The organism is Streptomyces sp. NPDC031466, assembly GCF_055581265.1.
Genome location: NZ_JBVIJT010000011.1, coordinates 311,863 through 337,348 on the forward strand (window position 1 = coordinate 311,863; position 25,486 = coordinate 337,348).

General features: G+C 71.4%; 24 protein-coding genes. 17 read left to right on the top strand and 7 right to left on the bottom strand.

What is annotated here, in order from left to right; all coding sequences use genetic code 11:
- Positions 1-94: 94 nt before the first annotated feature.
- A complete protein-coding gene (locus ACZ5GP_RS27720) occupies positions 95-1,249 on the bottom strand; it encodes an FAD-dependent oxidoreductase (RefSeq protein ID WP_468753400.1) in 1,155 nt (384 codons plus the stop codon).
- Between the two features lie 119 nt (positions 1,250-1,368).
- On the opposite strand from ACZ5GP_RS27720, the gene ACZ5GP_RS27725 reads away from it, so the two are divergent.
- The 14 genes from ACZ5GP_RS27725 (at position 1,369) to menC (ending at position 13,749) form a co-directional block, all read left to right on the top strand.
- Positions 1,369-1,986: a TetR/AcrR family transcriptional regulator gene (locus ACZ5GP_RS27725; RefSeq protein WP_468753401.1), complete on the top strand. Its 618-nt coding sequence runs from the start codon at positions 1,369-1,371 to the stop codon at positions 1,984-1,986.
- 166 nt (positions 1,987-2,152) lie between these two features.
- Positions 2,153-2,485: a BatC protein gene (locus ACZ5GP_RS27730; RefSeq protein WP_468753402.1), complete on the top strand. Its 333-nt coding sequence runs from the start codon at positions 2,153-2,155 to the stop codon at positions 2,483-2,485.
- Positions 2,482-3,687, top strand: coding sequence for a cupin domain-containing protein (locus tag ACZ5GP_RS27735; RefSeq protein ID WP_468753403.1), 1,206 nt, complete (start codon positions 2,482-2,484; stop codon positions 3,685-3,687). Before ACZ5GP_RS27730 ends, ACZ5GP_RS27735 begins: the two co-directional genes overlap by 4 nt.
- 10 nt (positions 3,688-3,697) lie before the next feature.
- Entirely contained in the window at positions 3,698-4,594 is an 897-nt protein-coding gene (locus ACZ5GP_RS27740; RefSeq protein ID WP_468753404.1) for a sucrase ferredoxin, read from the top strand.
- Positions 4,595-4,689: 95 nt separating this feature from the next.
- Positions 4,690-4,998: a DUF3253 domain-containing protein gene (locus tag ACZ5GP_RS27745; protein WP_468753405.1), complete on the top strand. Its 309-nt coding sequence runs from the start codon at positions 4,690-4,692 to the stop codon at positions 4,996-4,998.
- A gap of 264 nt (positions 4,999-5,262) precedes the next feature.
- The gene (locus tag ACZ5GP_RS27750) at positions 5,263-5,661 is read left to right on the top strand and encodes an STAS domain-containing protein (RefSeq protein ID WP_468753406.1); all 399 of its coding nucleotides are present in this window, start codon (positions 5,263-5,265) and stop codon (positions 5,659-5,661) included.
- A 32-nt stretch (positions 5,662-5,693) separates the two neighbouring features.
- The gene (locus tag ACZ5GP_RS27755) at positions 5,694-6,350 is read left to right on the top strand and encodes a response regulator transcription factor (RefSeq protein WP_468753407.1); all 657 of its coding nucleotides are present in this window, start codon (positions 5,694-5,696) and stop codon (positions 6,348-6,350) included.
- Between the two features lie 47 nt (positions 6,351-6,397).
- Complete coding sequence (locus ACZ5GP_RS27760; RefSeq protein ID WP_468753408.1) at positions 6,398-7,450, top strand: PAS domain-containing sensor histidine kinase; 1,053 nt, start codon at positions 6,398-6,400, stop codon at positions 7,448-7,450.
- Complete coding sequence (locus ACZ5GP_RS27765) at positions 7,447-7,857, top strand: response regulator (RefSeq protein ID WP_468753409.1); 411 nt, start codon at positions 7,447-7,449, stop codon at positions 7,855-7,857. Before ACZ5GP_RS27760 ends, ACZ5GP_RS27765 begins: the two co-directional genes overlap by 4 nt.
- 103 nt (positions 7,858-7,960) lie before the next feature.
- Entirely contained in the window at positions 7,961-8,434 is a 474-nt protein-coding gene (locus ACZ5GP_RS27770; protein ID WP_468753410.1) for an ATP-binding protein, read from the top strand.
- A 166-nt stretch (positions 8,435-8,600) separates the two neighbouring features.
- Complete coding sequence (locus ACZ5GP_RS27775) at positions 8,601-10,808, top strand: hypothetical protein (protein ID WP_468753411.1); 2,208 nt, start codon at positions 8,601-8,603, stop codon at positions 10,806-10,808.
- Positions 10,809-10,853: 45 nt separating this feature from the next.
- Positions 10,854-11,600, top strand: a complete 747-nt coding sequence (locus ACZ5GP_RS27780; protein ID WP_468753412.1) for a bestrophin-like domain — start codon at positions 10,854-10,856, stop codon at positions 11,598-11,600.
- Between the two features lie 206 nt (positions 11,601-11,806).
- On the top strand, positions 11,807-12,604 hold the full coding sequence (locus tag ACZ5GP_RS27785; protein WP_468753413.1) for a GNAT family N-acetyltransferase: 798 nt from the start codon (positions 11,807-11,809) through the stop codon (positions 12,602-12,604).
- Positions 12,605-12,678: 74 nt separating this feature from the next.
- Entirely contained in the window at positions 12,679-13,749 is a 1,071-nt protein-coding gene (gene menC, locus ACZ5GP_RS27790; protein ID WP_468753437.1) for an o-succinylbenzoate synthase, read from the top strand.
- Here menC and ACZ5GP_RS27795 read toward each other — a convergent pair.
- The 5 genes from ACZ5GP_RS27795 to ACZ5GP_RS27815 form a co-directional block, all read right to left on the bottom strand.
- Entirely contained in the window at positions 13,733-14,908 is a 1,176-nt protein-coding gene (locus ACZ5GP_RS27795; RefSeq protein WP_468753414.1) for a spore photoproduct lyase family protein, read from the bottom strand. The genes menC and ACZ5GP_RS27795 overlap by 17 nt on opposite strands.
- 762 nt (positions 14,909-15,670) lie before the next feature.
- Positions 15,671-15,847 (bottom strand): hypothetical protein, encoded by a 177-nt coding sequence (locus ACZ5GP_RS27800; RefSeq protein ID WP_468753415.1) that lies wholly within the window; start codon positions 15,845-15,847, stop codon positions 15,671-15,673.
- Positions 15,844-16,083 carry a nuclear transport factor 2 family protein gene (locus ACZ5GP_RS27805; RefSeq protein WP_468753416.1) on the bottom strand — a complete coding sequence of 80 codons (240 nt, stop codon included), beginning with the start codon at positions 16,081-16,083 and terminating at the stop codon, positions 15,844-15,846. Before ACZ5GP_RS27805 ends, ACZ5GP_RS27800 begins: the two co-directional genes overlap by 4 nt.
- A 45-nt stretch (positions 16,084-16,128) precedes the next feature.
- Complete coding sequence (locus ACZ5GP_RS27810; RefSeq protein WP_468753417.1) at positions 16,129-16,296, bottom strand: hypothetical protein; 168 nt, start codon at positions 16,294-16,296, stop codon at positions 16,129-16,131.
- A 47-nt stretch (positions 16,297-16,343) separates the two neighbouring features.
- Positions 16,344-16,700 carry a PRC-barrel domain-containing protein gene (locus ACZ5GP_RS27815; protein WP_468753418.1) on the bottom strand — a complete coding sequence of 119 codons (357 nt, stop codon included), beginning with the start codon at positions 16,698-16,700 and terminating at the stop codon, positions 16,344-16,346.
- A 344-nt stretch (positions 16,701-17,044) separates the two neighbouring features.
- Between ACZ5GP_RS27815 and ACZ5GP_RS27820 the strand changes: the two genes are divergently transcribed.
- The gene (locus ACZ5GP_RS27820) at positions 17,045-19,021 is read left to right on the top strand and encodes an APC family permease (RefSeq protein ID WP_468753419.1); all 1,977 of its coding nucleotides are present in this window, start codon (positions 17,045-17,047) and stop codon (positions 19,019-19,021) included.
- A gap of 18 nt (positions 19,022-19,039) precedes the next feature.
- Here the strand turns inward: ACZ5GP_RS27820 and ACZ5GP_RS27825 are convergent, their stop codons facing one another.
- Positions 19,040-20,884 (bottom strand): APC family permease, encoded by a 1,845-nt coding sequence (locus tag ACZ5GP_RS27825; RefSeq protein ID WP_468753420.1) that lies wholly within the window; start codon positions 20,882-20,884, stop codon positions 19,040-19,042.
- 231 nt (positions 20,885-21,115) lie between these two features.
- Between ACZ5GP_RS27825 and ACZ5GP_RS27830 the strand changes: the two genes are divergently transcribed.
- Both ACZ5GP_RS27830 and ACZ5GP_RS27835 read left to right on the top strand, forming a co-directional pair.
- Positions 21,116-22,771: an RICIN domain-containing protein gene (locus ACZ5GP_RS27830; protein WP_468753421.1), complete on the top strand. Its 1,656-nt coding sequence runs from the start codon at positions 21,116-21,118 to the stop codon at positions 22,769-22,771.
- A 725-nt stretch (positions 22,772-23,496) separates the two neighbouring features.
- The gene (locus ACZ5GP_RS27835) at positions 23,497-25,368 is read left to right on the top strand and encodes a DNA/RNA helicase domain-containing protein (protein WP_468753422.1); all 1,872 of its coding nucleotides are present in this window, start codon (positions 23,497-23,499) and stop codon (positions 25,366-25,368) included.
- The last annotated feature ends 118 nt before the right edge of the window (positions 25,369-25,486 follow it).

Sequence of the window (25,486 nt, forward strand, 5' to 3'; positions counted from 1 at the left end):
CGGCCCCTCCGGCGCGGGGGCGAGCGGACGAAGCTCTTCTCCCCCACCGCACAGCACTCGTGGCCCTCGGTAGCACCGGCCGGGTCGCTGCCCCTCAATCGCGGCCGGACATATGGGCCAGGACCCGCGCCGCGCCGTCAGGGCCGAAGGCGTCGGTCAGGGCTTCGGAGGCTCCTCTGGCGGCTTCGGTGGAGCGGGGGAAGAGGGTCTTCTCGTAGGCGGTGACGGCCTGGGCGAGGGTGGGGTGGGTGAGGACTGCGTGGGCCAGGTCCGTCGCGTCGAGCATGGCGAGGTTGGCGCCCACACCGGAGAACGGGGGCATGAGGTGGGCCGCGTCGCCGAGGAGGGTGAGGCCCGGCGTGCTGGGCCAGGTGTGCGGGACGGGCAGGGCGTACAGGGGGCGGTGCGCGTAGCCCGTGTCCGTGTCGGTGATGAAGCCGAGCAGGTCGGGGCTCCAGCCGGCGAACCGGGCCAGGAGCGCCTCGCGTACGGCGGCGTTGTCGGCGAGGTCCAGGCCCGCCCGCCGGTGCCAGTCCTCGTCGGCGCTGAGGGCGACGTACACCCGTATGTGTCCGCCGCTGTTGCGCTGGGCGATGAGGCCCTGACGGTCGGCGAGGGCCATCAGCGTGCCGTCGCCGGTGAGGCGGGCCAGCCGGGGGTGGCGCGCGTCGGCGTCGTCGAGGCCCGTCTCGACGAAGGTGACGCCGGTGTGGACGGGCACCGCGTCGGACAGCGCGGCGCGGACCTTGGACCAGGCGCCGTCCGCCCCGATGACCAGGTCGGCCTTGGTGGTCGCGCCGCCCGCGAAGTGCAGGCCGTGGCTGCCGTCGGCGAGGGGTTCGACGCGGGTGAGCCGGTGGCTCCAGCGCACAGTGTCGGGTTCCAGGGAGTCCAGGAGCAGGTCGCGCAGCTGCCCGCGGTCGATCTCGGGGTTGCCCTCGGCGGTGTCGGCCTCGGGCGGGACGGCGTCGAGCAGGATCCGGCCGTCGCGGCCGACGAGGCGCATCCGCTGGCCCTCGGGGCGCGCCAGGGCGTGGAATTCCTCCGTCAACCCCGCTTCGGCCAGGGCGTATTGCCCGCTCTCGGGGTGCATGTCGAGGGTGCCGCCCTGACCGCGGGCGGCACGGGAGGCGTCCAGGTCGTAGACGGTGGCCGTTACGCCGTGCCGGCGCAGGACGCGGGCGCAGGTCAGGCCGCCGGGGCCGGCTCCGATGACGGCGATGCGGGGTGGTGCGGGCTCGGTGCGCATGGCGGGGCTCCGTTCGGCCGGGATGGTCCGGGGGGGAACCCCAGAAGAGCACACCGACTCAATAAGTGCAACGACTCAACTTTTGAATCGAGTGAACCGAAGCGGGGTACGCTGGCGGCATGACCGAGACGAAGACCGAGCCGGCCGACGCCCCGCCCCCGCCGGGCCGCCGCGAGCGCAAGAAGGCCGCCACCCGCCGGGCCATCGCGGACGCGGCCCTGCGCCTGTTCCTGGAGCGCGGATACGACGACGTCGGCATCCGCGAGATCGCGGACGCGGCGGACGTGTCCACCACCACGCTCTTCAAGCACTTCCCGGTCAAGGAAGCCCTCGTCCTCGACGAGGACGCCGAACAGGAGGCCCTGCTGCTCGCCGCCGTACGGGAACGCCCCGAGGGCCGGTCCATCCCGGCCGCGCTGCGCGAACACGCCCTGCGCCACCGCCTGGCGGCCGGCGACGACCCCCGCTTCACCGCCTTCTCCGACCTGGTGAACAGCACCCCCGCCCTGCGCGACTACGCCCAGAACATGTGGCTGCGCCACACCGCCGCCCTGGCCCGGGTCATCGCCGACGAAAGCGGGCTGCCCCCGGACGATCCCGCCTGCCTCGCCCTGGCCCACTTCGCCCTCGAAGCCCCGCGCGCGGCCCGTGCGGCGCCCGGTCACGAGGACGCGCGCCGCGCCCTCACCCGCGCCTTCGACCTGCTGGGAACCGGCTGGGACGGCCTGACGGCTTAACGGCTTGACAGCCCGGCGGATTCGGCGGGGCCGGGCGGGGCGCGGCCCCGCCTCAGGTCGCGGATCCTCGGGTTGCCGACCCGAGGGACGTGAGCGAGCTTGGTGGGAGCAGAGAGGTCTCTGGAGGGCGCGCCCGCTCCCCACCGTTCGCTTCGCAGGAGGAATGATGGCCAACCCCGAACAGGACCCGAACCAGCAGGAGGGCCCCGCGGACGGCGGGGCGGCCGGTACCCCCGGCGTCCACGACGGAGGCGCCGACGGCGGAGCCGAAGGCCCCGCGGACGGCGGGGCGGCAGGCACCCCCGGCGTCCACGACGGAGGCGCAGACGGCGGAGCCGAAGGCCCGGCAGACGGCGGGGCGGCAGGCACCCCCGGTGTCCATGACGGAGGCGCCGACGGCGGAGCCGAAGGCCCCGCAGACGGCGGCGCGGCAGGTACCCCCGGCGTCCACGACGGAGGCGCAGACGGCGGAGCGGACGAGTCCGGCAGCGGCTCTTGACTCTTCCCCCGACCGAGCTCCAGGACGCCGTCGCCCCCGCGGGCGCCGGCGCCCTGGTGACGCGGCTGACCGGGCTGCGTCAGGAGGAGTTCGCCCGGGACGCCTGGGCGCGCACGGCGCTGCTCACCCGCCGCGCGAGCGCTTTCTCCGATCTGTTCTCCGCCGACGCCGTGGACGAACTGATCGCGCGTCGCGGGCTGCGTACGCCCTTCCTGCGCGTCGCCAAGGACGGCTCGACCCTGCCCGAGTCAGCGTTCACCTCGTCGGGCGGCGTCGGCGCCACCGTCGCCGACCAGGTCGACGACACGGCCCTGTGGCGTGCTTTCGCCGACGGCGCCACCCTCGTCCTGCAAGCGCTGCACCGCACCTGGGGCCCGGTCGCCGACTTCTGCTCGGGGCTGGCCACGGAACTCGGACATCCGGTCCAGGCCAATGCCTACGTCACTCCCCCGCAGAACCGTGGGTTCGACGACCATTACGACGTCCACGACGTCTTCGTGCTGCAGATCGCCGGCACCAAGCGGTGGATCATCCACGAGCCCGTCCACCCCGATCCGCTGCGCGACCAGCCCTGGAGCGACCGCCGCTCCGCCGTCGCCGAGGCCGCGCGGGGCGAGCCCCATATCGACACCGTCCTCGCGCCCGGCGACGTCCTCTACCTGCCGCGAGGCTGGCTGCACGCCGCCCGGGCCCAGGGCGAGGTCGCGATCCACCTGACGCTCGGCGTCCACACCTGGACGCGCCACGCGCTGGCCGAGCAGCTCGCGCACTCGGCGCTCGCGGCCCTGCGCGAGGACCCCTGGATGCGCGGCGCCCTGCCCCTTGGCGTGGACGGGCCGCAGGGCGAGATCGACGGCGTCCGCGAGCGCCTGACCGCCGCCCTCGCCGACGCCGATCCCGCTCCCCCCTTCCACCGCGCCCGGCGCGCTCAGGCACGCCCCGCGCCGCTGGGTCCGCTGGCCCAGCTCGCGGCGGTGCGCGGCCTCGGCCCTGACACGCCGGTGCGGCTCCGCGCGGCCCTGGCGGCGAGGCTGGAGGGGCGCCGCCTGACCACCCGCGTGGGCCGGCTCGACTTCCCGGAGGCCGACCTGGCCCCGGTCGCCCGCGTGCTCGACGGCGAGGTCCACACCGCCGGTGCCCTCGGCCTCCGCCTGGCCGAGAGACTGCTGCGCGCGGGCGTACTGGTGCCCGCCGAACGATGAGGAGGCCGCGGTGACCCCGGCGGAGCGGTTCTTCTGCGCCGAGGCCGCCCGGACCCGCGGCGACCCGCTCGCGGGCACGGCACCGTACGGGGGCGTCTGGATCCTCATCGAGTACCGGGCCGGCTGGCCGCCCAACGGCTTCGACGGTCTCGACCTCGACCCCGGCACGAAAGGGCTGGTGTTCTCGGCCGCCCAGGCGGTGCGGGCGCGGATACTCCTGATCAGGCGGCACGGGCGCCGCACCACCGAAGGCGCCGGGCGCTGGGCGGTGCTGCGCCACGAGAGGTCCGGCGCCCACCGTCAGCGGTGGGGCACCTGGCGCCGGGACGAGGACCTGGCGGAGATCGTCCGGGCGCTCGGGGAACCCGGGGAACCGGGCCTTCCGCCCGTCGTCCTCGTCTGCGCCCACGGCCGGCACGACATCTGCTGCTCGGTGCGCGGCCGCCCCGTGGGCCGCGCCCTGAGCGAGCGCTGGCCCGACCTGGTGTGGGAGTGCACCCACGTGGGCGGCGACCGGTTCGCGGCCAATGTCGTGGTCGCGCCCGACGGTGTCTACTACGGCGCGCTCGACGCCGACTCGTCCGTCACGACCGTGGCGGAGCATCTGGCCGGCCGCGTCCACGCGCGGCATCTGCGCGGGTACACCGACCTCGTTCCGGCGCAACAAGCCGCCGTCGCCGCCCTGCTCGGGCGCTTCGGCCCGGCCGGGCGGCACGACTACACCGTCGTCGCGACCTCCCGCGAGCACGACCGCTGGCGCATCCACGTCACCGGCCGGCCGCCGCACCCCCCGGCCTGCCACGTCGAGGTGCGCGCCCACCGGATACCGCCGCGCCGGCTGACCTGCCGGGGGCTGTCCATGGCGTCCACCGTCGTCTACGAGGTCACGTCCATCCGCGTCGACTGAGTCCCGCCCCCCTTTCGTCCACCGAGTCCCCTCTCTCGGAGGGCCCGTGCCTCTCCCGGAGGGCCCGTGGCCGTCGCCGGTGCGACACTGGCGGCGTGACGCGCAACGAAGGGGCGGACGAACCGAGGGCCGAGCAGGCGACGGGCCGGGACCTGGAAAAGGCCATCCTGGACCTGCTGGAGCGTCGGGGCCCGACCGCGTCCATCTGCCCCTCCGACGCCGCCCGGGCGGTCTACACGGGGGACGACGACGGCTGGCGCGAGCTGATGGAACCGGCCCGGCAGGCGGCTCGGCGGCTGGTCGCGTCCGGCGAGGTGGAGATCACGCAGGGCGGGCGTCCCGTCGAACCGGCGGAGGCCCGTGGCCCCATCCGCATCCGCACCCGCACCCGCCGCACGGACTGAATCCCCGGGCGCCTTCGCGTCCCACTCTCCCGGCCGTTCACCGAGGGGCCGTTGAGCCCTAAGTGCCGCCACCAACAGACGAGTTGACGGTGTTCCACCATCGCCGCCGTCAACTTCCCCGGCGCTCGGTTGACTTCCCCGTCTGGTGCAGATTCACTAGAGCCCATCTGGTGCCCTCGCACTATGGGCGCGTTATGGGCAAGGGTTCATGGGATCGCGTCGCGCGGCACACGCGGCACGTCAGCACGGAGAGGTGCGGACACTGTGACCGCTCACCCGTTCACGTCACACACCGTTGTTCACGCGGGCGCCGCCCGAGTGACCCTGGTCGGCGAACTGGACCTGGACGCTGCCTCGTACGTCCGGGAGGCGGTCGCCACCTGTCTGGCGGAGGCTCCGGCGCTCATCCGCCTCGATCTGACCGGCGTCTCCTTCTGCGACTGCGCCGGTCTGAACGCGCTGTTCACCGCTCGCGTCGCCGCGCTGGGGGCGGGCGTGGACCTTCTCGTCGAAGGTGTGGGGCCGCAGATGACGCGGCTGCTCTCCCTGATCGGGGCCGAGGACGTCTTCCTCGAAGCGGGAGCGCCCACGGCCGGGGAGCCGGCTCGTCACGGCCGGGCGATGACCACCACCGCATCGCTGTTCGGGGACCTTCTGGCATGATCGTGCGGCCCGCCACCTGCAAGGATGCCCTCATGCCCGCGTCTTCCCCGAACAGTCGTCCGGTCCGAGTCCTGTTGGTGGAGGACCACGACATGGTGGCCGAGGCGATCTGCCTCGCCTTGGAGCGCGCACCCGATCTGCGGGTCGTGGAGCGCGCCGCCACGGTGGCTTCGGCATTGGCCGTCGTACGACGCTGCGAACCCGACGTCGTGCTCCTGGACCGGCGCCTGCCGGACGGTGACGGCATCGCGGCCATCGCGGATCTGCTGGCGCTCGCGCCCGGCGTGCGCATCCTGGTCCTGGCCGGCGAGGGCAGCGGATCGGTGGCCGCGCGCGTCGCGGAGTCGGGTGGGGCCGGCCTGATCCTGAAGGCCCGTGGGCTGAGCGAGCTGGAGGACGCCGTGCGCCGGGTGGCCACCGGCGAGGTGGTGTTCAGCCAGGACCTGCTGAGTGACGTACTGGGCCGGCTGGCCGGCAGGACCCCGCGCCCCGGCGCGAACCTCACCCCGCGGGAACGCGAGGCACTCCAGCTGCTCGGCGAAGGACGCACCACCGCGGAGATCAGCGACCTGCTCGGGGTCGCCCTCAACACGGGGCGCAACCACGTCCAGCGGGTGCTGGAGAAGCTCGGGGCGCGTTCCCAGCTGGAGGCCGTGACGATCGCCCGGCGCGAAGGCCTTCTCGCGTGACGCGGGAGCCGCGCCACCACAAGCGTGCCCGGAAGCAGGCCGCCCCCATGTCGGAGGCGGCTTTCACGCTGCTGGTCCAAGGGGTGCTGGACTACGGCATCTTCATGCTGGACCCGCAGGGCTACATCATCAGCTGGAACGCCGGGGCGGAGCGGATCAAGGGGTACAGCGCCGCCGACATCGTCGGGGAGCACTTCTCGGTCTTCTACCCGCCCGAGGACCAGGCGTCGGGCAAGCCCCAGTGGGAGCTGGAGACCGCCGTGGCCGACGGCAGGCTGGAGGACGAGGGCTGGCGCGTCCGCAAGGACGGCTCCCGGTTCTGGGCGAACGTGGTCATCACCGCCCTGTGGAACGAGGAAGGCGTGCTCCAGGGGTTCGGCAAGGTCACCCGGGACATGTCCGAGCGACGGGCGGCGCAGCACGCGCTCAGCGAGCGACGGCGGTTGTTCGACCACCTGGTCCAGGCCCAGGAGACGGAGCGGCGGCGCATCGCGTGGGACGTCCACGACGACTCCATCCAGGCCATGGTCTCCGTCACCATGCGGCTGGAGCTGCTGGCGGAGCGGGTGCCCGAGTCCTACGCCCCGGAACTGGAGCGCCTCGACGCCTCGGTGCGCGAGGCGATCGGCCGGCTCCGCAGTCTGACCTTCCGGTTGCATCCGCCCGGGATCGACAGGCACGGCCTGATCGAAGGGCTCTCCAGTCACCTGGCCGACGTCGTGGGCTCCTCCTGGGAAATGGCGTACTCGTTCGAGCACGAGCTGGAGCGTGAACCCACCCCCGAGACAGCCATCACCATCTTCCGTATCGTTCAGGAGGCGCTGCTGAACGTCCACAAGCACGCGCGCGCGAGCCGCGTAGACGTCCGGGTGCGCTCGGCCGACGGAGGCATCGTGACGCGTGTCGTGGACGACGGAACAGGCGCCCCCAGGTCGCCGGACGGGGCCCGAGATCATTTCGGGGTCATCGAGATGCGGGAGAGAGCGGAGACGGCAGGAGGATGGTGGTCCATGCACAGCCGCCCCGGAACGGGGACGACGGTCGAGTTCTGGGTGCCGAACCACCTCCCGACGCCGGCACCGCCGGACACCATGCCGTGACGACGGCGGGCGCGACGGTCGCGGACGACCGTTCCCGCCCCCCGCTCGGCGTGCTCCTGTGCGATGACAACGCCCTGCTCCTGGAGGCCCTGACCGAAGTGGTGGGCGCACAGCCCGGCCTGGAGGTCGTGGGCGCCGCGCGCGACGGCGAGCAGGCACTGCGGCTCGCGGCCCGGCTCCGACCGGCTCTCGTGGTCCTGGACGTCCGCTTCCCCGGCGGCGGCCCCCGCGTCGCCCGGGGCATCCGACGGTGTTCGCCGACGAGCCGCGTCGTGGCGTTCTCCGCGTACGACGACAACGGTTCCGTCGAGGAGATGAAGAACGCCGGCGTGGTCGAGTACGTCCTCAAGGGCGAGAGCAATCGGGTACTCGTCGCGGCGCTGCGCCGGGCGGCGGGGCCCCGCTGAACCCAACGGCCGAAGCCGCTGGACCACCTGACAGGGTTGTGCGGGGTTATGGGGGTAGTCGGTCCGCGTGAGGCCGGGCTGCTTGGGAAGCAAGGCGGACTGTATGGATCAGACGGCGGACGATGACGGGCGAGAGCCGACGGCCGATGGGCCCCTGGCGGTCTCCCGGCTGTTCGAGGGCAGTGAGGGGATCGCCACCGCGCGGCACCTGGCCAGAGACTTCCTGACCGAGGTGCGGTCCCTGCACGGGCTCCCGGTGTCCGGCCGGGCCATGGGCACGGTGGAACTGGTGGTCAGCGAGCTGGTGACCAACGCCCGCAAGTACGCGCCCGGACCGTGCCTGCTCACCCTCGCGGTGCGGGGCGGCATCATCGAGATCACCGTACGGGACGGCAGCACCGCCCTGCCCGCGGTCTCGGCACGGGATCCGCACCGCATCGGAGGGCACGGCCTGGAAGTCGTGATGGCCGTGTCCCGGAACTTCCAGGTGCACCGGGAGCCCTCGGGCAAGCGCGTCACCGCGATGCTGGAGCTGACCGACGCCTCGGACGGGCACTCGACCGGCACCCACCGGTGACGGCCCGGCGCGCGGGCCGGAACCGCGTGACGTTTCCTCGGGAGCAGGGCCGCCACCTGCTGCCATGAGGGTGATTATCACACCGCAAGGGCGAGGGCAGGCGCGTTCCGCCCGGCGGGGGATGTGATCGTCGTCGAGCATGGGCGGCATGCGTACTCGCGGGCGAATGAAGCACGTGTGGCCTCTGTACCTGTCCGCGCTGCTGATTCTGGTCTGCGTCGTCGCCGTGCCCGGCGGCGGGCGCGCGACGGCCGACGGCGCGGGAAACGGCGGTCTGGCACTGCACGTGCACATCAACTCCCGGCCCGGCACGGGGGCTCTGCGACCCGGCATCCGGGTCGGCGACCCCGTGCACGCCGTCTACCGTCTGATCAACCGCACGGGGGCCGACCTCTACGACGTACGGGTGAGCGACCCCGGCCTGCCCCGGGGCACGGCCGTCACCTGCGGGGGGCGCTCCGCGGTGCGGATGCTGCGTGGCCTCAGCTCGACCACGTGTACGGCCCGGACCCGGGCGCTTCCCGGGGTGCGGGTGAGTGACGTCACCGCCGTCGGCCGTGTCCCGTCCCTGAACACGGTGTCCCGAGCCCGTACGCGGGCGGGGTACCGGGGGGTCGGGGGTGTCCTGGCCCTCACACAGACGGCCGGCGTCACCCAGCAGGGCGGCGCCATGCGGCGGGCCGGCGTCATGCGACAGGAGGCTCTCGTGCGGCGGGCCGACCTCGTGCAGCGGGCCGGCCTCGCGCTGCAGGGCGGCGTCAGGCAGCGGGCCGGCGTCATGCGACAGGCGGCTCTCGTGCGGCGGGCCGACCCCGTGCGGCAGACCGGCCCCGTGCGGCAGACCGGTGTCAGGCAGCGGGGCAGCCTCGTGCGGCAGGCGGCTCTTTTGCGGCAGACCGACCTCGTGCGGCGGGCCCACCCCGTGCGGCAGGGCGGCGTCAGGCAGCGGGCCGGTGTCACGCGACAGGCGACTCTCGTACGGCGGGCCGGTGTCATGCGGCAGGCCGGGCTCAGCCAGCAGGTCGGCGTCATCCAGTACGTCGTGGCCAATCGCGGGGACCTGCCCCTGTACGACGTCCGGGTCAGCGACGCGCTGCCGGAGGCGAAGTCCGTCGACTGCGGGGGCGGCCGTCCCGTCGTGCCGCAGATCGCTCCCGGTCACTCCGCGTCATGTCGCGCCCAGGCCCGTGCGGCGCCGGGCACCTATGTGAGCAGGGGCCTGGCCGAGGCCGGCGACCGCACCGCGACGCTGGGAGCCACCGGTGCGCTCGTGCCTCCGCCGCTCCTCACCGCGCGGTCCTCGGCGCAGTTCACCCTTCCGCCCGTACCGGTCCAGCCTCCGCCGCCGCCCCCGGCTGCTGCTCCGGCTCCGGCTCCGGCCGGGCGGACGCCCGCGTCGGTGCCGACGCCCCCACCCGGTGGCCGTGTCGGGCAGCGGGCGTCGCCTCCCCCGTCCGGTCCCAGGACCCCCGGCGGGCAGGGGAACGCCCAGCCGCTTCCCCCACCCGGACGGCCTGGGGCCGCGCCGGGTGCACCGGGGTCCGCACCAGGGGCGCCGGGGTCCGCTCCGGGGGCTCCGGGTTCTGCTCCGGGAGTGCCGGGGGCCGCACCGGGGGCGCCGGGACCCGTACCGGGGTCCGCTCCCGGGACGCCGGGGTCCACACCTTTGATCACCCCCCTGATCGCGCCGCTCACCCCGCCGGCCCTGCTGCGGCTTCCGGCCACGCGAGCATCGGCGCCCGCCCCGGCAGGCGCGGCCCCCGCCCCCCGGTCGGGCGGGACGCTCCCGCCCCTCGTCCCGCCCGGGGCCGCCGCCCGACCGCCCCTGGCACCCGGAGCGGCCCCACCGCCCCCGCCGCCTGGAGCGGCCGCACCACCACTACCCCCGGGAGCAGCCGCACCGCCACTACCCCCGGGAGCGGCCGCACCGCCCCTTCCCCCCGGAGTGGCCCCGGGCCCCTTCCCGGCCGGGATGGCCCCGCCGCCCTTCCTGCCGGGAGCGGCTCCACCGCCCGTACCGCCCGGCCTCGCCCTGCTCCCGGCACCGGGGGTGGTGGCTCCCCCGCCCGGGGTGGCTCCCCCGCCGCTGCCGCCGGGGATCGGCCCGCCGCCCCTGGCGCCCGGAGTCGCTCCCCCGCCTCTGCCACCCGGAGTGGCCGTGCCGCCCGGCGTGGCCCCACCACCCGTGCTGGACCCCGACGCCCGCAAGGTGCCCCCGGAGCAGCCGCGACGCGCCTCCCGAGGTGTGCCGCTCATGGACCACCTCTATCGTCCGGGGCACGGCCCCACCGGGGTCGGTCTGGCGGCCCTCCTGTTCCTCGTGATGGTTCCGGGCATCCTGGCGGCGATCCTGCTCGGCTCCCGTCTGAAGTGAGCCGAGGGCGGCGTTGTCGCCGCGCCGGACGCAGAAAGGGCACTGATGATCGGCACGATCGCGCTCGTCCTGGGCGTCTCCCTCCTGGCCGCCGCAGCCGTACTCCTGCGCCACCGCTACTGGCCGAACGACGACAGCGAGCCGCGGGAGGACGTGGCCGAGTACATCGCGATGATGGTCGGCGTGCTGTACGCGCTGCTGCTGGGGCTCTCCCTGGTGTCGGTCTGGGAAGGCCGCTCCAGCGCGGAGGAGCACGTGCGCGACGAGGCGAGCGCGGCCCACGAGATCTACCAGCTCGCCGAGAGCCTGCCGGCGGCCGACGCGCTGCGCCTGCGCGACAGTGTGACGCGTTACGTGCGGCACACGGTCCGCGTGGAGCTGCCGGCCCTGGCGGCGGGGGAACCACTGCCCGAGGAAGGCTGGCGCCTCCTCCAGGACGTGCGGGGCGCGAACCAGCTGCGCCCCGACGCCAAGACCATCGAACAGGCCACCGCGCAAGAGGTCATGGCCCAGCTGTGGGCCCTGGACGACGCGCGCCGGGGCCGGGAGGCGGACGCGCGCGACGGACTGTCGCCGGTCCTGTGGTTCGGTTTGGTGACCGGCGGGCTGCTCACCGTCGCCTTCATGTTCATGTTCGGCATCCAGCGCAACACCACCCATGTCGTCATGGTGATGGGCCTGACCAGTCTGATCACCCTGACCGTGCTGCTCATCCACCAGCTCGACCAGCCGTTCGCGGGCCCCATGGCGGTCGACTCGTCGTCCTTCGGCCTGTACTTCCCCGGCGCGTAGCCGACGCGGGCGGGCAACCCGGGGCGGTGAAAGACCGGCGGCAGGGCTCGGGACACCGTTCTCCGCGTCAACGGGCGGCGCGCCGGCCGACCATGCGCATATGGTCGTCGCGGAGGGGGTCCCCCGCACCCGGCTCCGGATCACCCTCGTCCAGGAGGCCGCCCGATATGAACGTCGACACCACGCAGATGTCCCAGACATCTCAGATGACACGGACAGCACACGGTCTCGCCGTGCGCGAGCTGCACGAATTGGTCGAACTGGAGCGCGTCTACGCGCTGTTCGAGCACATTTGGGGCAGCGCTCCCGGCAGCTCCCCCGTGAGTGTCGAGCAGATGCGGGCCCTCGCGCACGCCGGCAACTACGTCGCCGGGGCCTTCGAGGACGGCCGCCTGGTCGGCGCGTCCGTGGCGTTCTTCGCGGCGCCCGTCGGGGAGTCGCTGCACTCGCACGTCACCGGGGCGCTTCCCGGCCGTCGGGCGGGGCCGGCCCTCAAGCTCCACCAGCGCGGGTGGGCGCTGGCGCGCGGCCTGCGACGGATCACCTGGACCTTCGACCCCCTGGTGCGGCGCAACGCGCACTTCAACCTGGCCAAGCTCGGCGGACGCCCGGTGGAGTACCTCACCAGCTTCTACGGCCCCATGGACGACGCGATCAACGGCGGCGACGACACGGACCGGGCCTTGGTCGTGTGGGAGCTGGACCACCCCGGGCCTCCCGACCACTCCGACGGCCCGGACGATGCCGTGGTGGTCCCCGCCGATGCCCCGACCGTGCTGTGGGCGCGTGACGGCCTGCCTGTCGTCGGCCACAGCGACGCCGCGACCGTACTGGTCGACGTACCGCCGGACATCGAGTCGCTGCGGCGCACCGATCCGGGCGCGGCCAAGGCGTGGCGCCTGGCCATGCGCGAGGTGCTCGGCGGTCTGCTCGCCGAAGGGGCCCGCGTCACCGGCTTCCACGCCCGCACCAGTTATGTCGTCACGCGCGGCACCGCCGCGTGAGCCGCCCTCCGGAGGAGCAGATCACCTTGCAGACCGGCTCGCAGATCACGGGAATCGAGCTGCGGCGGATCGCGATGCCCCTGCGCTCGCCGTTCCGCACCTCCTTCGGCGTCGAGACCGCCCGCGATGTCCTGCTCGTGCGCGTGGTCACCCCGGACGGCCAGGGGTGGGGCGAGTGTGTGGCGATGTCCGAACCGCGCTACTGCTCCGAGTACGTCGAGGGAGCCGCGGACGTGCTGCGCCGCTTCCTCGTCCCGGCGCTCCCGGCCGTGGCGGACGCGCACGCGGTCAGGCGTGCCCTCAAGCCGTTCAAGGGCCACAGAATGGCCAAGGCGGCGCTGGAGACGGCTGTACTCGACGCCCAACTGCGTGCTGCCGGGCAGTCGTTCGGAGCGTTCTTCGGCGCGGGGCGCGACCGCGTGCCCTGCGGTGTCTCGGTCGGCATCATGGACTCCGTCCCCGAACTCCTGGACACCGTCGGCGGGTTCATCGACGAGGGGTACGTCCGCGTCAAGCTGAAGATCGAGCCGGGGTGGGACGTGGCGCCGGTCCGCGCGGTACGGGAGCGGTTCGGCGACGACCTGCTCCTCCAGGTGGACGCCAACGCCGCCTACACCCTGGCCGACGCCCGTCACCTGGCCCGGCTGGACGCCTTCGACCTGCTGCTGATCGAACAGCCCCTGGCCGACGACGACCTCGTCCAGCACGCCGCCCTCGCCGAACGCGTGCGTACGCCCATATGCCTGGACGAGTCGATCGAGTCCGCCGAGGACGCCGCCGCGGCCATCACCCTGGGCGCCGCCTCCGTCATCAACGTCAAACCGGGCCGTGTCGGCGGCTACCTGGAGGCCAAGGCCATCCACGACCTGTGCGTCGCCCACGGCGTCCCGGTGTGGTGCGGCGGCATGCTGGAGACCGGCATCGGCCGCGCCGCGAACGTCGCGCTGGCCGCCCTGCCCGGCTTCACCCTGCCCGGCGACACCTCCGCGTCCGGCCGCTACTTCGCCACCGACATCACCGAGCCCTTCGAACTCGCGGACGGACACCTCGCCGTACCCACCGCGCCGGGGATCGGCGTCGATCCGCTCCCCGAGATCCTCGAACGGGTGACCACGGCCAAGGAGTGGCTCAGAAGGCGTACCTGATCCGCAGCCAGGGCGCGTGCTCGGTGAGCAGACGCCGCAACCGCGTGAGGGATTCCTGCTTGACCTCAAGGGCGTAGCGCACGTTGAGGGCGCCGTTCTGCGAACGCTTCGGCTCCTGGAGGTCGGGCCGCCACAGCACCTCCTCGGCGCGGGGGTGCCAGCCGAGATTGACCTCGTGGAGCGCCTGGTTGTGGGTGAGCATGATGACCTCGGCCGCCGCCTGCTCCTTCACGCGGGCGGGCAGCACGTCGTCGAGGTGGGTGAGCAGCTCGGCCCAGGCCCGCTCCCATCCCGGGCGCAGGACGACGGGCGAGAGGTTGAAGTGGACCTCGTAGCCGGCGTCGAGGAAGTCGGCGGCCGCGGCGATCCGCTCGGCGACCGGGCTGGTGCGGATGTCCAGCAGCCGGGCGTCGTCGGGCGGCATCACGGAGAAGCGCACCCGGGTACGGCCCCGGGGGTCCAGGGCGAGCAGGTCGGGGTTGACGAACTTGGTCGCGAAGGACGCCTTCGCCGTCGGCAGCGTGCGGAACGCGGCGACGAGGTCCGCCGTGTTGTCGCTGACCAGGGCGTCGACGGAGCAGTCGCCGTTCTCGCCGATGTCGTAGACCCAGGCATCGGGGTCGCACTGGTTGGGTTCCGTCTTCGGCCCCTGAACCCGCACGTGGCGCCGGATGTGGGAGACGATCGCCTCGATGTTGGTGAACAGGGTGATGGGGTTGGCGTATCCCTTGCGGCGCGGGACGTAGCAGTAGGCGCAGGACATCGCGCACCCGTTGGAGGGCCCCGGAGCGATCCAGTCGGCCGACCTGCCGTTGGGCCGCGTCACGAGCTGCCGCTTCACCCCGAGCACGAGCGTCTCGGTCTTGACCCGGACCCAGCGCTCGACATTGCCGTCGTTGCCGTGCAGGGAGGGGATACGCCAGTGGCCGGCCACCTCGGTCACGCGTACGCCCGGCAGCCGGGCCATGATCTGGCGCCCGCGCGGCGAGTCCAGGGCCGCGGGCTCCGCGTACACCTCTCGTACGTCGAGCATGCGCCGCGCCCGTGGACTGTCCCGGAACGCCCCGTGGGCGGCCGGCGCCGACGCGGTCTCCGCCCAATCGAAGAGCGGCTCCTGCTCGGGCTCCCCCGGACCGACTCCCGCCGCTGACCGATCCACGTGCCGTCCTCGTCATCTCCGCCGCGCGTACGCCTCTGACGCTTTTACGTCCTTACGTCCCTGCCGGCGCCCCGGGCCCGCTCCCACCTCGTACGGGTTTCGCCCCAACGCGCCTCGCCCTTCACTCTCCCGCTGATCGGGACCCCTCGCATTCCGGCGGAGCCGCGAGCTGCCGACGCTGTCCGTCAGCGCACCACCACAACGTCTGTCCCGACCTTCACGAAACCCCAAAGGCTTTTGGAGTCATCGGTCCGAAGGCGTATGGCCCCGGTCTTCTTTCCGGGCACCGGCTCCGGCGAAGCCCCGTCCCGCGCAGCGGAAAAAGCGGCTGCCGAGCCCCCGGAACGGGAGAAATAGACGACCCGCACGACCGGCACCCCGTCGCTGCCCACGGTCGCATTCCGCAGTCCCGTCACCTTGTGCCCACCCGCACCCGGATGGACCGACCCCGGCCACACCGCGAAGGTGTCGAAAGGCTTGTCCCCGCTGTCGCCGACCAGCCATATGCGGTCACGGCTCAGGGAATAGACGACTCGCTTCCCTTCCCCCGATTCCTTCGGGAGCAGGTGCGGCGTCTCACGCTTCTCACCGCCAGGGCCCGGCGTACTCGCCTTCGCTCGGGGCTCTTTGCGGGCGGTGGGCTCAGGAGTCGATCCCTCGGCCTGTATCGCGAGTACCGCAACCACAGCCAACGCTGACACGGTAAGACCTGACACACTGATCCAGGACGGTATCCGGCTGGCCATCGGCGTTGCTTGTCCCCTACACGAGTTGCGGCCCCGGGCCGGGCCGCGGCTGTCGGAAGCCTATCCCGGGCACGTCGGAGGGATAGGTCTCGATGCTCGCGATCTTCCCCTCGCGGAGCCGACGCACCGTGGCCAGGTGCTCGTCCAGCACCGCGTCCTCCCGGCGCGCGGTGTTGTACAGGGAGAGCGTCACGTTCTCCCGACTGACCAGGATGTGCAGCAACGTGAAGTCGAGGCGTACGAGGCGATCCGCTGAGCGCGCTCCACCACGGCGTCGGCGCCCTCGGCCACACCGGAGATGGTGTTGTCGCCGGGCAGGGTCCACGTGGCGTCGTCATGCAGCAGGGCGCGGATGCCGGCCCAGTCGCGTGAGACGAGGGGCCGGTGAAAGCGGCGTCCGAGGGCGGCAGCGGCTTCGTTGCTGGCCATGACCTTCCCTTCCTGGCACTGCACGCGAGATGCGCATGCGCCACGTCACCGGGGCAGGCGCCTGCGGCGGCGGCCCAGGCGCAGGCCGAGGAGGACGAGGTCGGCGACGAGCACCACCACCCCGATGACCAGCAGGTAGAACAGGCCCTTCGCCACCAGGCCGACGATGCCGAGGACGATGGCCACAATGACCAGCAGGAGGAAGAGAGCCATCTGCGTCACCTCACGGTGGGGGAAGTCGGGGGGAAGTCGGTGGGGTGTCAGCGGCGGGCAAGGCGGCGCTCGCCACCCGCGCCCGTGCGGTAGACCAGCTCATAGTGCGCGAAGACCGTCTTCTCGTCCTGCGCGAGCAGTTCACCGTCCGTGTCGATCGAGGGCGCTTCCTTGACCAGCTTCTTGTCGTAGGCGACCTTCAGATATCCCGGACCGACCGTCGCACCGCCCAGGGGGACGAAGACCAGCCGGTGCCGGGTCGGCAGGCCGACCGTCACCGTCGCGAACGCGGGCTGGTCCGTGGCCGTGTCGACGTAGACCGCCTCCAGCGCGCCGATCTTGTGCCGCTCGTGGTCGACCACATCGTGGCCGCGCCATTCCCTGATGTCTTCCGCCTCGAACACGGGGTCCCCTTTGTCTCAGGCCAGCTGAAGACCGCTGCCTCGTCTTTCTCTCGCTCCTCCCTCCTTACCTGCCTGGGGAACGTCACACCCCGGAGAGCAGACAACGACGAGGACGCGAGGCGACCACGCCACCGCCTTCCGATCATCGCCGACACCCGCACCCCCTGCTACCCGGCCCTGGGCACAGCGGCGGTGCGCTGCCCACGAAGCCGTACGCCGCCCGCCCGACACGTACAACCCGGTGACCGGGGTAGTACAGCATGGCCGCATACTCGGTGATCGATACGAGGCCGTCACCGCGGTACTGACCGATCAGTGCGCGGGAGCGAGGAGACGTGGGGGACATGAAGGACGTGAACGGCCCAGCCGTGCCCGAGGTAGTGGAGAGCCCCGCCCTTCGGGCGCAGCCCACCGGCCGCCTCGCCCGGTGGATGCTGCGCCACCAGGTGCAGCCCGTCGGACCGGCGGCCGGTGAGGGGCATGGTGAGCCGCACGCCTGGTGGAAGGTGATGTGCCTGACCGGCGTCGACTACTTCTCCAGCCTCGCCTACGTTCCGGCCATCGCCGCGCTCGCCGCCGGCGCCGCTTCCCCCTTGGCGACACTGCTGATCGTGGCGCTGACCCTGCTGGGCATGCTGCCGATGTACCGGCGCGTGGCGAAGGAGAGCCCGCACGGCGCGGGGTCCGTGGCGATGCTGGAGGACCTGCTCCCGTTCTGGTGGGGCAAGTTGTTCGTGCTGGTCCTGCTCGGCTTCGTGGCCACGTCGTGGATCATCACCATCACCCTGTCGACCGCGGACGCCTCGGTGCACGTGGTCGAGAACCCCTTCTTCCCGGAGGCCCTGCATGGCCACGAGGTGGCCCTCACGGTGGTGCTGCTGCTGGTCCTCGGCGGAGTGTTCCTGCTCGGCTTCAGTGAGGCCGTGAGCGTGGCCATCCCGCTGGTCGCCGTCTTCCTGGCGCTCAACGCGGTCGTCATCGCCGTCGGCATGGTCCACGTCGTCACCACCCCCGGGGCGTTCTCGGCCTGGACGGACGCCCTGGTCGGGGGCGGCGGCTTCGGCGACCTGGTGACGCCGGCGCTCCTCGCGTTCCCGCTGCTCGTGCTGGGCCTGTCCGGCTTCGAGACCGGTGTGAGCATGATGCCGCTGATGTCCGCCGACGGCGCGAACCGCGAGGAGCGGCTGCGGTCCCGGATCCGCAACGCCCGCAAGCTGCTGACCACCGCCGCCGTCATCATGAGCGTCTACCTGCTGGCCTCCAGCTTCGTCACCACCGTCCTCATCCCCGAGGACGAGTTCCGGCCCGGCGGCGGCGCCAACGGCCGCGCCCTGGCCTGGCTTGCCCACGAACACGTCGGGGAGGCGTTCGGCACCGTCTACGACATCAGCACGATCCTGATCCTCTGGTTCGCCGGAGCCTCCGCCATGGCGGGACTGATCAACATCGTCCCGCGCTACCTGCCCGACTACGGAATGGCGCCGGAATGGGGGCGCGCGGTGCGACCGGTGGTGATGGTCTACACCGCCCTGTGCATCCTCATCACCATCGCCTTCGACGCGGACGTCGACCACCAGGCGGGGGCGTACGCCACCGGCATCCTCGCCATGATGGTCTCCGGTGCCTTCGCGGTGACCCTCTCCGTGGCCCGCGGCGGCCGCCGGCCGGTGGCCGTCGGCTTCGCGCTGCTCACCCTCGTCCTGCTCTACGCCCTGATCTACAACATCGTCGACAAGCCCGACGGCATCACCATCTCCGGCTTCTTCATCCTCGGCATCATCTTCGTCTCGTTGATCTCCCGCGTCTCCCGCACCACGGAGCTGCGCGCCGACCGGATCGTCTTCGATGAGGCCGCCCGCCGCTTCATCACCGACACGCTCGCTCACGACGAGTCGATCAACATCATCGCCAACCGCCGCCAGGCCGGCGACAGCGCCGAGTACAGCGACAAGGAGCGCGAGCAGCGCGGCGACAACCCCGTCCCCGGCCCGGCCGACGTGCTGTTCCTGGAGATCGACGTGGTCGATCCCTCCGATTTCAGCGAAACCCTTTCCGTCCATGGATTCGAGGTCGACGGCTACCGGATCCTGCGCGCCGAGGCGCCGGCCGCCCCGAACGCCATCGCCGCGATCCTCCTCGCCCTGCGCGACACCACGGGCGTCCAACCACACTGCTACTTCGCCTGGGCCGAGGGCAGCCCCCTGAAGCACATGTTCCGCTACTTCCTCCTCGGCCGCGGTGACACCGCCCCCGTCACCCGCGAGATCCTCCGCAGGCAGGAATCCGACCCCGACCGCCGCCCCCGGGTGCACGTCGGCTGACCGTCGGGCGGTGGGCTGCTACGGGGCCATCCGGAACCTGAGCCGGCAGATGACGGCGTCGGTGTCGCGCCGTACGGCATGGGCGAGAACCGCGCCGCGCTGGTTCTGCAGCAGGCGCTGCCACCGCCGCTCCGGCTCCGTCTCGGCGATGAGCACGGTGACGCGGGTGCCGGGTTCCGCGGCGACCAGTGCGCGGACGTACGCGGTGACCGGGCGGCCCAGCATGCGGCGCTCGGACGGCAGGCGGACGAGGTCCACACCCGGATTCCACAACGCCCAGTCGCGCTCCAGCGCCTCGGTCGTCACCCGGTCCTCCTCGTCCGCATGACACACCGTCACCGCCCGTACCTCATCGCCCAGGGAGACGGCGGCGGTGAGCGCCTCGCTGGTCAGCCGGGTCAAGGACGAGACCGGCACCAGGACGAGTGAGCGCTGATGGCGCGGCGGCTCCGGGATCCGGCCGACGCCCAGGCGCTCCCCGATGCGTCCATACGTCCGGTGGACGTGCTCGAACAGGGCGACGAGCAGCGGCACGGCGATCACGATCAGCCAGGCCCCGTCGTGGAACTTCGTGGCCGTGACGACGACCGCGCAAATGCCGGCCAGCAGCGCGCCCAGGCCGTTGAGCAGAGCCTTGCCCACCCGGTGGGGGCCGCGCTCCCCGCGCCAGTGCAGCACCATGCCGGTCTGGGCGATCGTGAACCCGACGAAGACGCCGATGGCGAAGAGCGGCACGAGCGTGTTGGTGTCACCGCCAGAGAACACCAGGAGGGCCGCCGAGACCACGGCCAGCCACACCACGCCGTGCCGGTGCACCTGACGGTCCGCCTTCAACCCGAAGACGTGGGGCAGGTAGTTGTCGCGGGCCAGCAGCTTCAGCAGGACCGGCAGACCGCCGAACGACGTGTTCGCCGAGAGCGCCAGCAGCACCATGGTCGCGAACTGCACGACGTAGAAGGCCCCGTTGTGGCCGAGGGAGGCGTCGGCGAGCTGAGCGAGGACAGTGACGCCCTCGACCGGCTGGAGACCGAAGCGGGAGATCAGCACCGACAGGCCGATCAGCATCCCGCCCAGGAGCGCACCCAACGCGGTCTCCGCACGCATTGCCCGCCGGGCGGCCGGGGCCCGGAAGGAGGGCACCGCGTTCGCGAGCGCCTCCACGCCCGTGAGCGCCGAGCAGCCGGCGGCGAACGCCTTGAGCAGCAGGAGTGTGCCGACGGCGGTGGCGTTGTCCGCGAGCACGGAGGCGTGACCGGAGGAGGCGGCGGTGGACACGGGGGCCTCTCGGAACAAGCCGACGACGATCAGGACGAGGATCGCGCCGATGAAGATCGCTGTGGGAACGATGAAGACGCGAGCCGAGTCGACGATCCCTCGCAGGTTCACCGCGGTGATCAGAACCAGGACGGCGAGGCAGATCCACAGCCGCTCCCCGTACAGCGCGGGAAAGGCCGAGGTCAGCGCGGCGACCCCGGCCGTGACAGCCACGGCCACGTTCAGCACGTAGTCCAGGACCAGTGAAGCGGCGGCGACCAGGCTCGTACGGCGGCCGAGGTGCGCCTTGGCGACGGCGTAGGAGCCGCCCCCGTCGGGGAACGCGGCGATCACCTGCCGGTACGAGGCGACCAGCACGGCCAGCAGGCCGGCTATCGCGAGTGTGACGGGAAGGGTGAAGCCGAGACCGTGGGCGCCCGCGGCGGCCAGGACGAGGACGATGGCCTCGGGCCCGTACGCCACGGAGGCCATGGCGTCCAGGGAGAGCGCGGCGAGGCCGGTGACGACCGTCAGTCGGTGACGGGCAGCGGAATCGGGAGGTTCCTCGGCGCTCGGAGCGGCGGCGTTCGGGGTGGTCAGGACGGCCATCGGGTTGATCCCTTTCACGACTGGTCCGCTCAGCCTGCGTCCCGGACCGGCCGTTCCCGCACCGCCTTTCTGCCTCCTTGACGCCATGCGGCGGAGTCGTTACGTCCCCTTGATGCCTGGCCGGCGATGCCGGCGGGGCGTTCCTGACAGGTTCGGGTCTGGTGCTGAACCTGCGTCTGACGGCCGGAGGCGGGCGTACGACTGTCATATGGTTCGTGGATGCATAGGCCAATGAAGTACGGACTGCGGCGTAGAGCCGCGGTGTTGCTGGGTTCGCTGGGCTTGTTGTTCGGGGTGTCCATGACCGCGGGAACGCCCGCAGGGGCCGCCGCCGCGGAATTCGATCCGATTGCGGCAAGCCGTGTGGCGAACTACCACTTGACCGCCTCCCCCAACAACGCGACCTGGGCAGCGAACGCGAAGAAGCTCGGGGATTCCCCGGCACTGCAGCGCGTGAGCCTGGCAAGCCTGGCCGGGACGGGGCACACCGGAAAGTCCGGTCTTTGTTATCCGTCGCCGTTCAGCCCGGGCGTAAAAGCCGATGGCTACTGCTGGAACAACACGGACGACTCGTCCGGTTGGGTGCCGCAAGGATTTTCCGTGGCACACAGCGCCACGGGTGCGGACGGCACGTGGAATGGCGCCGGCCACTGGCAGGTCGCGTCCTGGCACAACCCGGACAACACGCTGGCTCGGGTCACCTTCGTCGACGACAGCGGACCCCAGCCGCGCTTCAACCACGTACTCCTCGTGCTGAGCGACGGCCCCAACCAGTTCAAGGCGGACGCCATTCACGGCGACAGCGTGGTCTGGCACGGAACGAACCTGCTCGTCGGCACCGGGCAGTCGCTCCAGGTCTTCGACATCCGCAACCTCATGCGGGTCACCACGCAGGGACCCGGAGTGGGAATCAGCGGGGACACGTCCTCCGCCGCGTACTCCAACTACATTCTGCCCATGTCGGCCCAGTACTCCACCCTCACCGGCACCGACACGACCTGCTCGATCGGCATCGACAGCAATTCTCCGTGCCTGACAAGCCTGAGCTTCGACCGCGCCGACTCCGCACTCGTCTCCAGTGAGTGGAGGCAGTACGGACCCGGTGGACGCATCATCCGGTGGCCGTTCGACACAGCCACCGGACTTCCGCGAACCGGTGCGGGCGGTACGCAGGCCACAGCCGAGGCGGCCTGGGTCTCCCCGGTCCACGCCATGCAGGGCGCGACGATAGTGGGCGGCGACATCTATGCCACCGGCCTCTGCCCGACAAGCTTCGACAATGGCAACCGGTACAACTCGTGCGTCCACACGGGAGCCCCCGGCACCGCACCGCACGTCCTGACCGCCGTACCCGACATGGCGCAGAACCTCGACTACGACGCGTCTTCGGGGCGTATCTGGGGCATCAACGAAGCCGACCAGGCACAGCAGCCGGAACGCTTGCGCCTGGTCTACAACTTCAAGCCGCAGGCGGACCCGGTGGCCCAGGTGCGCTTCAAGAACGTCGACACAGTGAAGTGTCTGGCCCCGTACGCCGCCAGCCTCAACAACGGCGCGAACATCACGCAGTGGACCTGCAATGGGATGAGCCCGCAGAACTGGTACTGGGACAATCAGTACATCCGCAATTTCTCCAGCCGGACTTGCCTCACCGTTTACGGCGGCAGCAAGGACAAGGGCGCCCAGATCGTGCAGTGGGAGTGCAACGGAAGTCCCGCACAGATGTGGCGCTTGAGCCCGGGAGCACAGGGCGGAAACCAGATGGTCAACGTCAACAGCGGTCTGTGCCTGACCGTATACGGCGGCAGCGGCGAGGATGGGGCCAACGCGGTGCAATGGACCTGCGACGCGAACAACCCGGCCCACTCCTGGACCGGCAACCGCTGAGGCCTCCTGTTCCTTGTGGACGAACTACCGATCGGGAGGGCTACCGGCCCATTCCCCCACCTTCCCGATCGATAAAATCCTCCAGACCCTCGCAATGAGCGCTTTCAGCGTTGCCGATCCAGAGTGAGGACGGCCGCAGCGATCGACGACATTCGTACAGGGCTGGTCGAGCCGCCCATGAATCTGCCGCGCACTCCTGCATACAACAGCGTTCGCCACACCCTCGCTGACACCCCCGTCCGTCCACCGTGACGGCCATCTGACGCCTTCCGCGCAGCCCTGCGGGACTCTTCAGCGTGGGCGACATTGTCGGCCACATCCACCGCCGAGCGATTGCCGCCGACGGATGCGTCAGGACAACGCCCACACCGCACCTCATGCACACGGGCAAAACCGCAGGTCAGGCACCCTTCGAGGCAGGCTCCAAAATCGCCACGCACTCCACATGATGCGTCCCTGAGAACGCATTGAGAAACAAGGGACCGGGCAGAATCACCGGTCAGAGTCCCCATTTCGTTGACGCAAGGGAACTGTGTGCGTCAGAGGAGCGTCACCAGCTCCCCCACATACGAGGTTGTCGACCAGCTCAGGCGCCAGATCCATAGCCTGTTCTAGGATGGCGAAGACCATCTCAGCGGCCCGACGGGCTTCCGCTCCACTTCCGTGGAACCGAAGGACATGCCCCCACCCGCACGAGCTACTTCGTGCTGCCTGGGGGCACTTCCTTGCTGTTCCGTGAGTCCGCGGCGTCGTTGGCCAACCGCACCCACCTTGAAGGACAGCTGACCGAGCTCCTGACCGAGAACTTCCTGCACAAACACCGTCATCGACCCCAGCCGTCGGAGGTGCGCTCCTGGGAGCGGAGTATCCCGGCTCTCACCAACGCGCTCGTCGAAGCCGGGCTCGGTGAAGTCGAGATGATGCTGGAGTACGCGCTGCCCCTGACCAGCAAGCGCGCGGACGTGATACTTGCCGGTGTTCATCCGAGTACCGGAGAGCCCTCGTACGTGGCGGTCGAGCTGAAGCAGTGGAGCGAGGCCTACCCGGAGGAGGACGATCCGCTGCTGTGCCGCATCGACGCCTACCCGGATCCGGTCCTCAACCCGATCGAGCAGGTGCGCGGCTACTGCGACTACCTCATCTCGTTCAACGGAGCGTTGGAGCGGATCCCCGACTCGGTCGCGGGGGTCGCCTACCTGCACAACGCGACCGACTTCGGGGTGGCGGGGCTCCGCGCCGTCACCGAGGACGATCGGGGCCGGATGTTCACCGGCGACCAGCGTGGCGCCTTCCTCGGCTACCTCCGCTCCAGGCTGGCGGCGAAGCCGGGTGCCGAGGCAGCCGACGCCCTGCTGCAGGGCAAGGTGCGGCCGTCGAGGCAGCTAATGGCCGTTGCTGCCGAAGAGGTGCGTAACCGGGAGCAGTTCGTGTTGCTGGACGAACAGCGGCTCGCCTACGAGACGGTCATGTCGGCAGTCCGACAGGCTCGGCGGTCCAACCACAAGCAGGTCGTCGTCGTGGCCGGCGGACCAGGCTCCGGCAAGAGCGTGATCGCCCTCTCCCTGTTGGGCGACCTCTACCGGCGCGGGGTACCGGCCCTGCACGCCACCGGTTCGCAGTCCTTCACCAAGACGATGCGCAAGGTCGCCGGTGCCCGCAAGCCCGAGGTCCAACGGCTCTTCCGCTACTTCAACAGCTTCATGGAGGCTGAGCCGAACGACCTCGACGTGCTGGTCTGCGACGAGGCGCACCGGCTGCGCAAGACCTCCGCCAACCGCTACACAAAGGCGACTCTGCGGACCGGCCGACCGCAGGTGGCGGAGCTGATGGACGCCGCGCGGGTTCCGGTATTCCTGCTGGACCAGCACCAAGTGGTGCGTCCGGGCGAGATGGGAACCGTGGAACAGATCCAAGCAGCCGCGGCCGAACAGGGTCTGGACTGCACGGTGGTGAAACTCGACAGCCAGTTCCGGTGCGGTGGCAGCGACGCCTACCTGCGCTGGGTGGTCGACCTGCTGGGGCTCGAAGGAAACGCGCCCACCGTGTGGGAGTCGGACGACAAGGTACAGCTCCTGACCGCGGACACCCCCCAGGAGCTGGAGGACTTCCTGGCTGCCCGACGGTCCGAGGGCTACGGTGCGCGCATGTCCGCGGGCTACTGCTGGAAGTGGACGACAAAGATCACTTCCAGCATGCACACCCTGCCCACCGACGTGGTCATCGGCGACTGGGCCAGGCCGTGGAACCTCTTTGGCGACCGCGCCCTGCTCGGCGCCCCGCCGGCACCCCTCTGGGCCACCGACCCGGCAGGGTTCGGACAGGTCGGGTGCGTTTACACCGCGCAGGGCTTCGAGTACGACTGGTCCGGCGTGATCATGGGTCCGGACCTCGTCTGGCGTACGGACCGATGGGTGGTGGACCGGAGCGCTTCCAAGGACCCGTCCTTCACCAAGGCCACCGCGGACGAGGACGTCGACCGTCTGGTCCGCAACACGTACAAGGTGTTGCTGACCCGGGGCATGATCGGCACGATCATCTACTCGACGGACCCGGAAACCCGTGAAAAGCTCCGCTCACTGGTCCCCCCGACGCTCTGACCGTCGCAAGCACCCGGTCATGTCTAGGCCGTTTCTGATGGCTCTTGGTGTGCTGGGTGGATCTTTTGCTCGGGTGGGAAGTGGTTTCGTATGGTGCGACGACATGAACTCACCGACG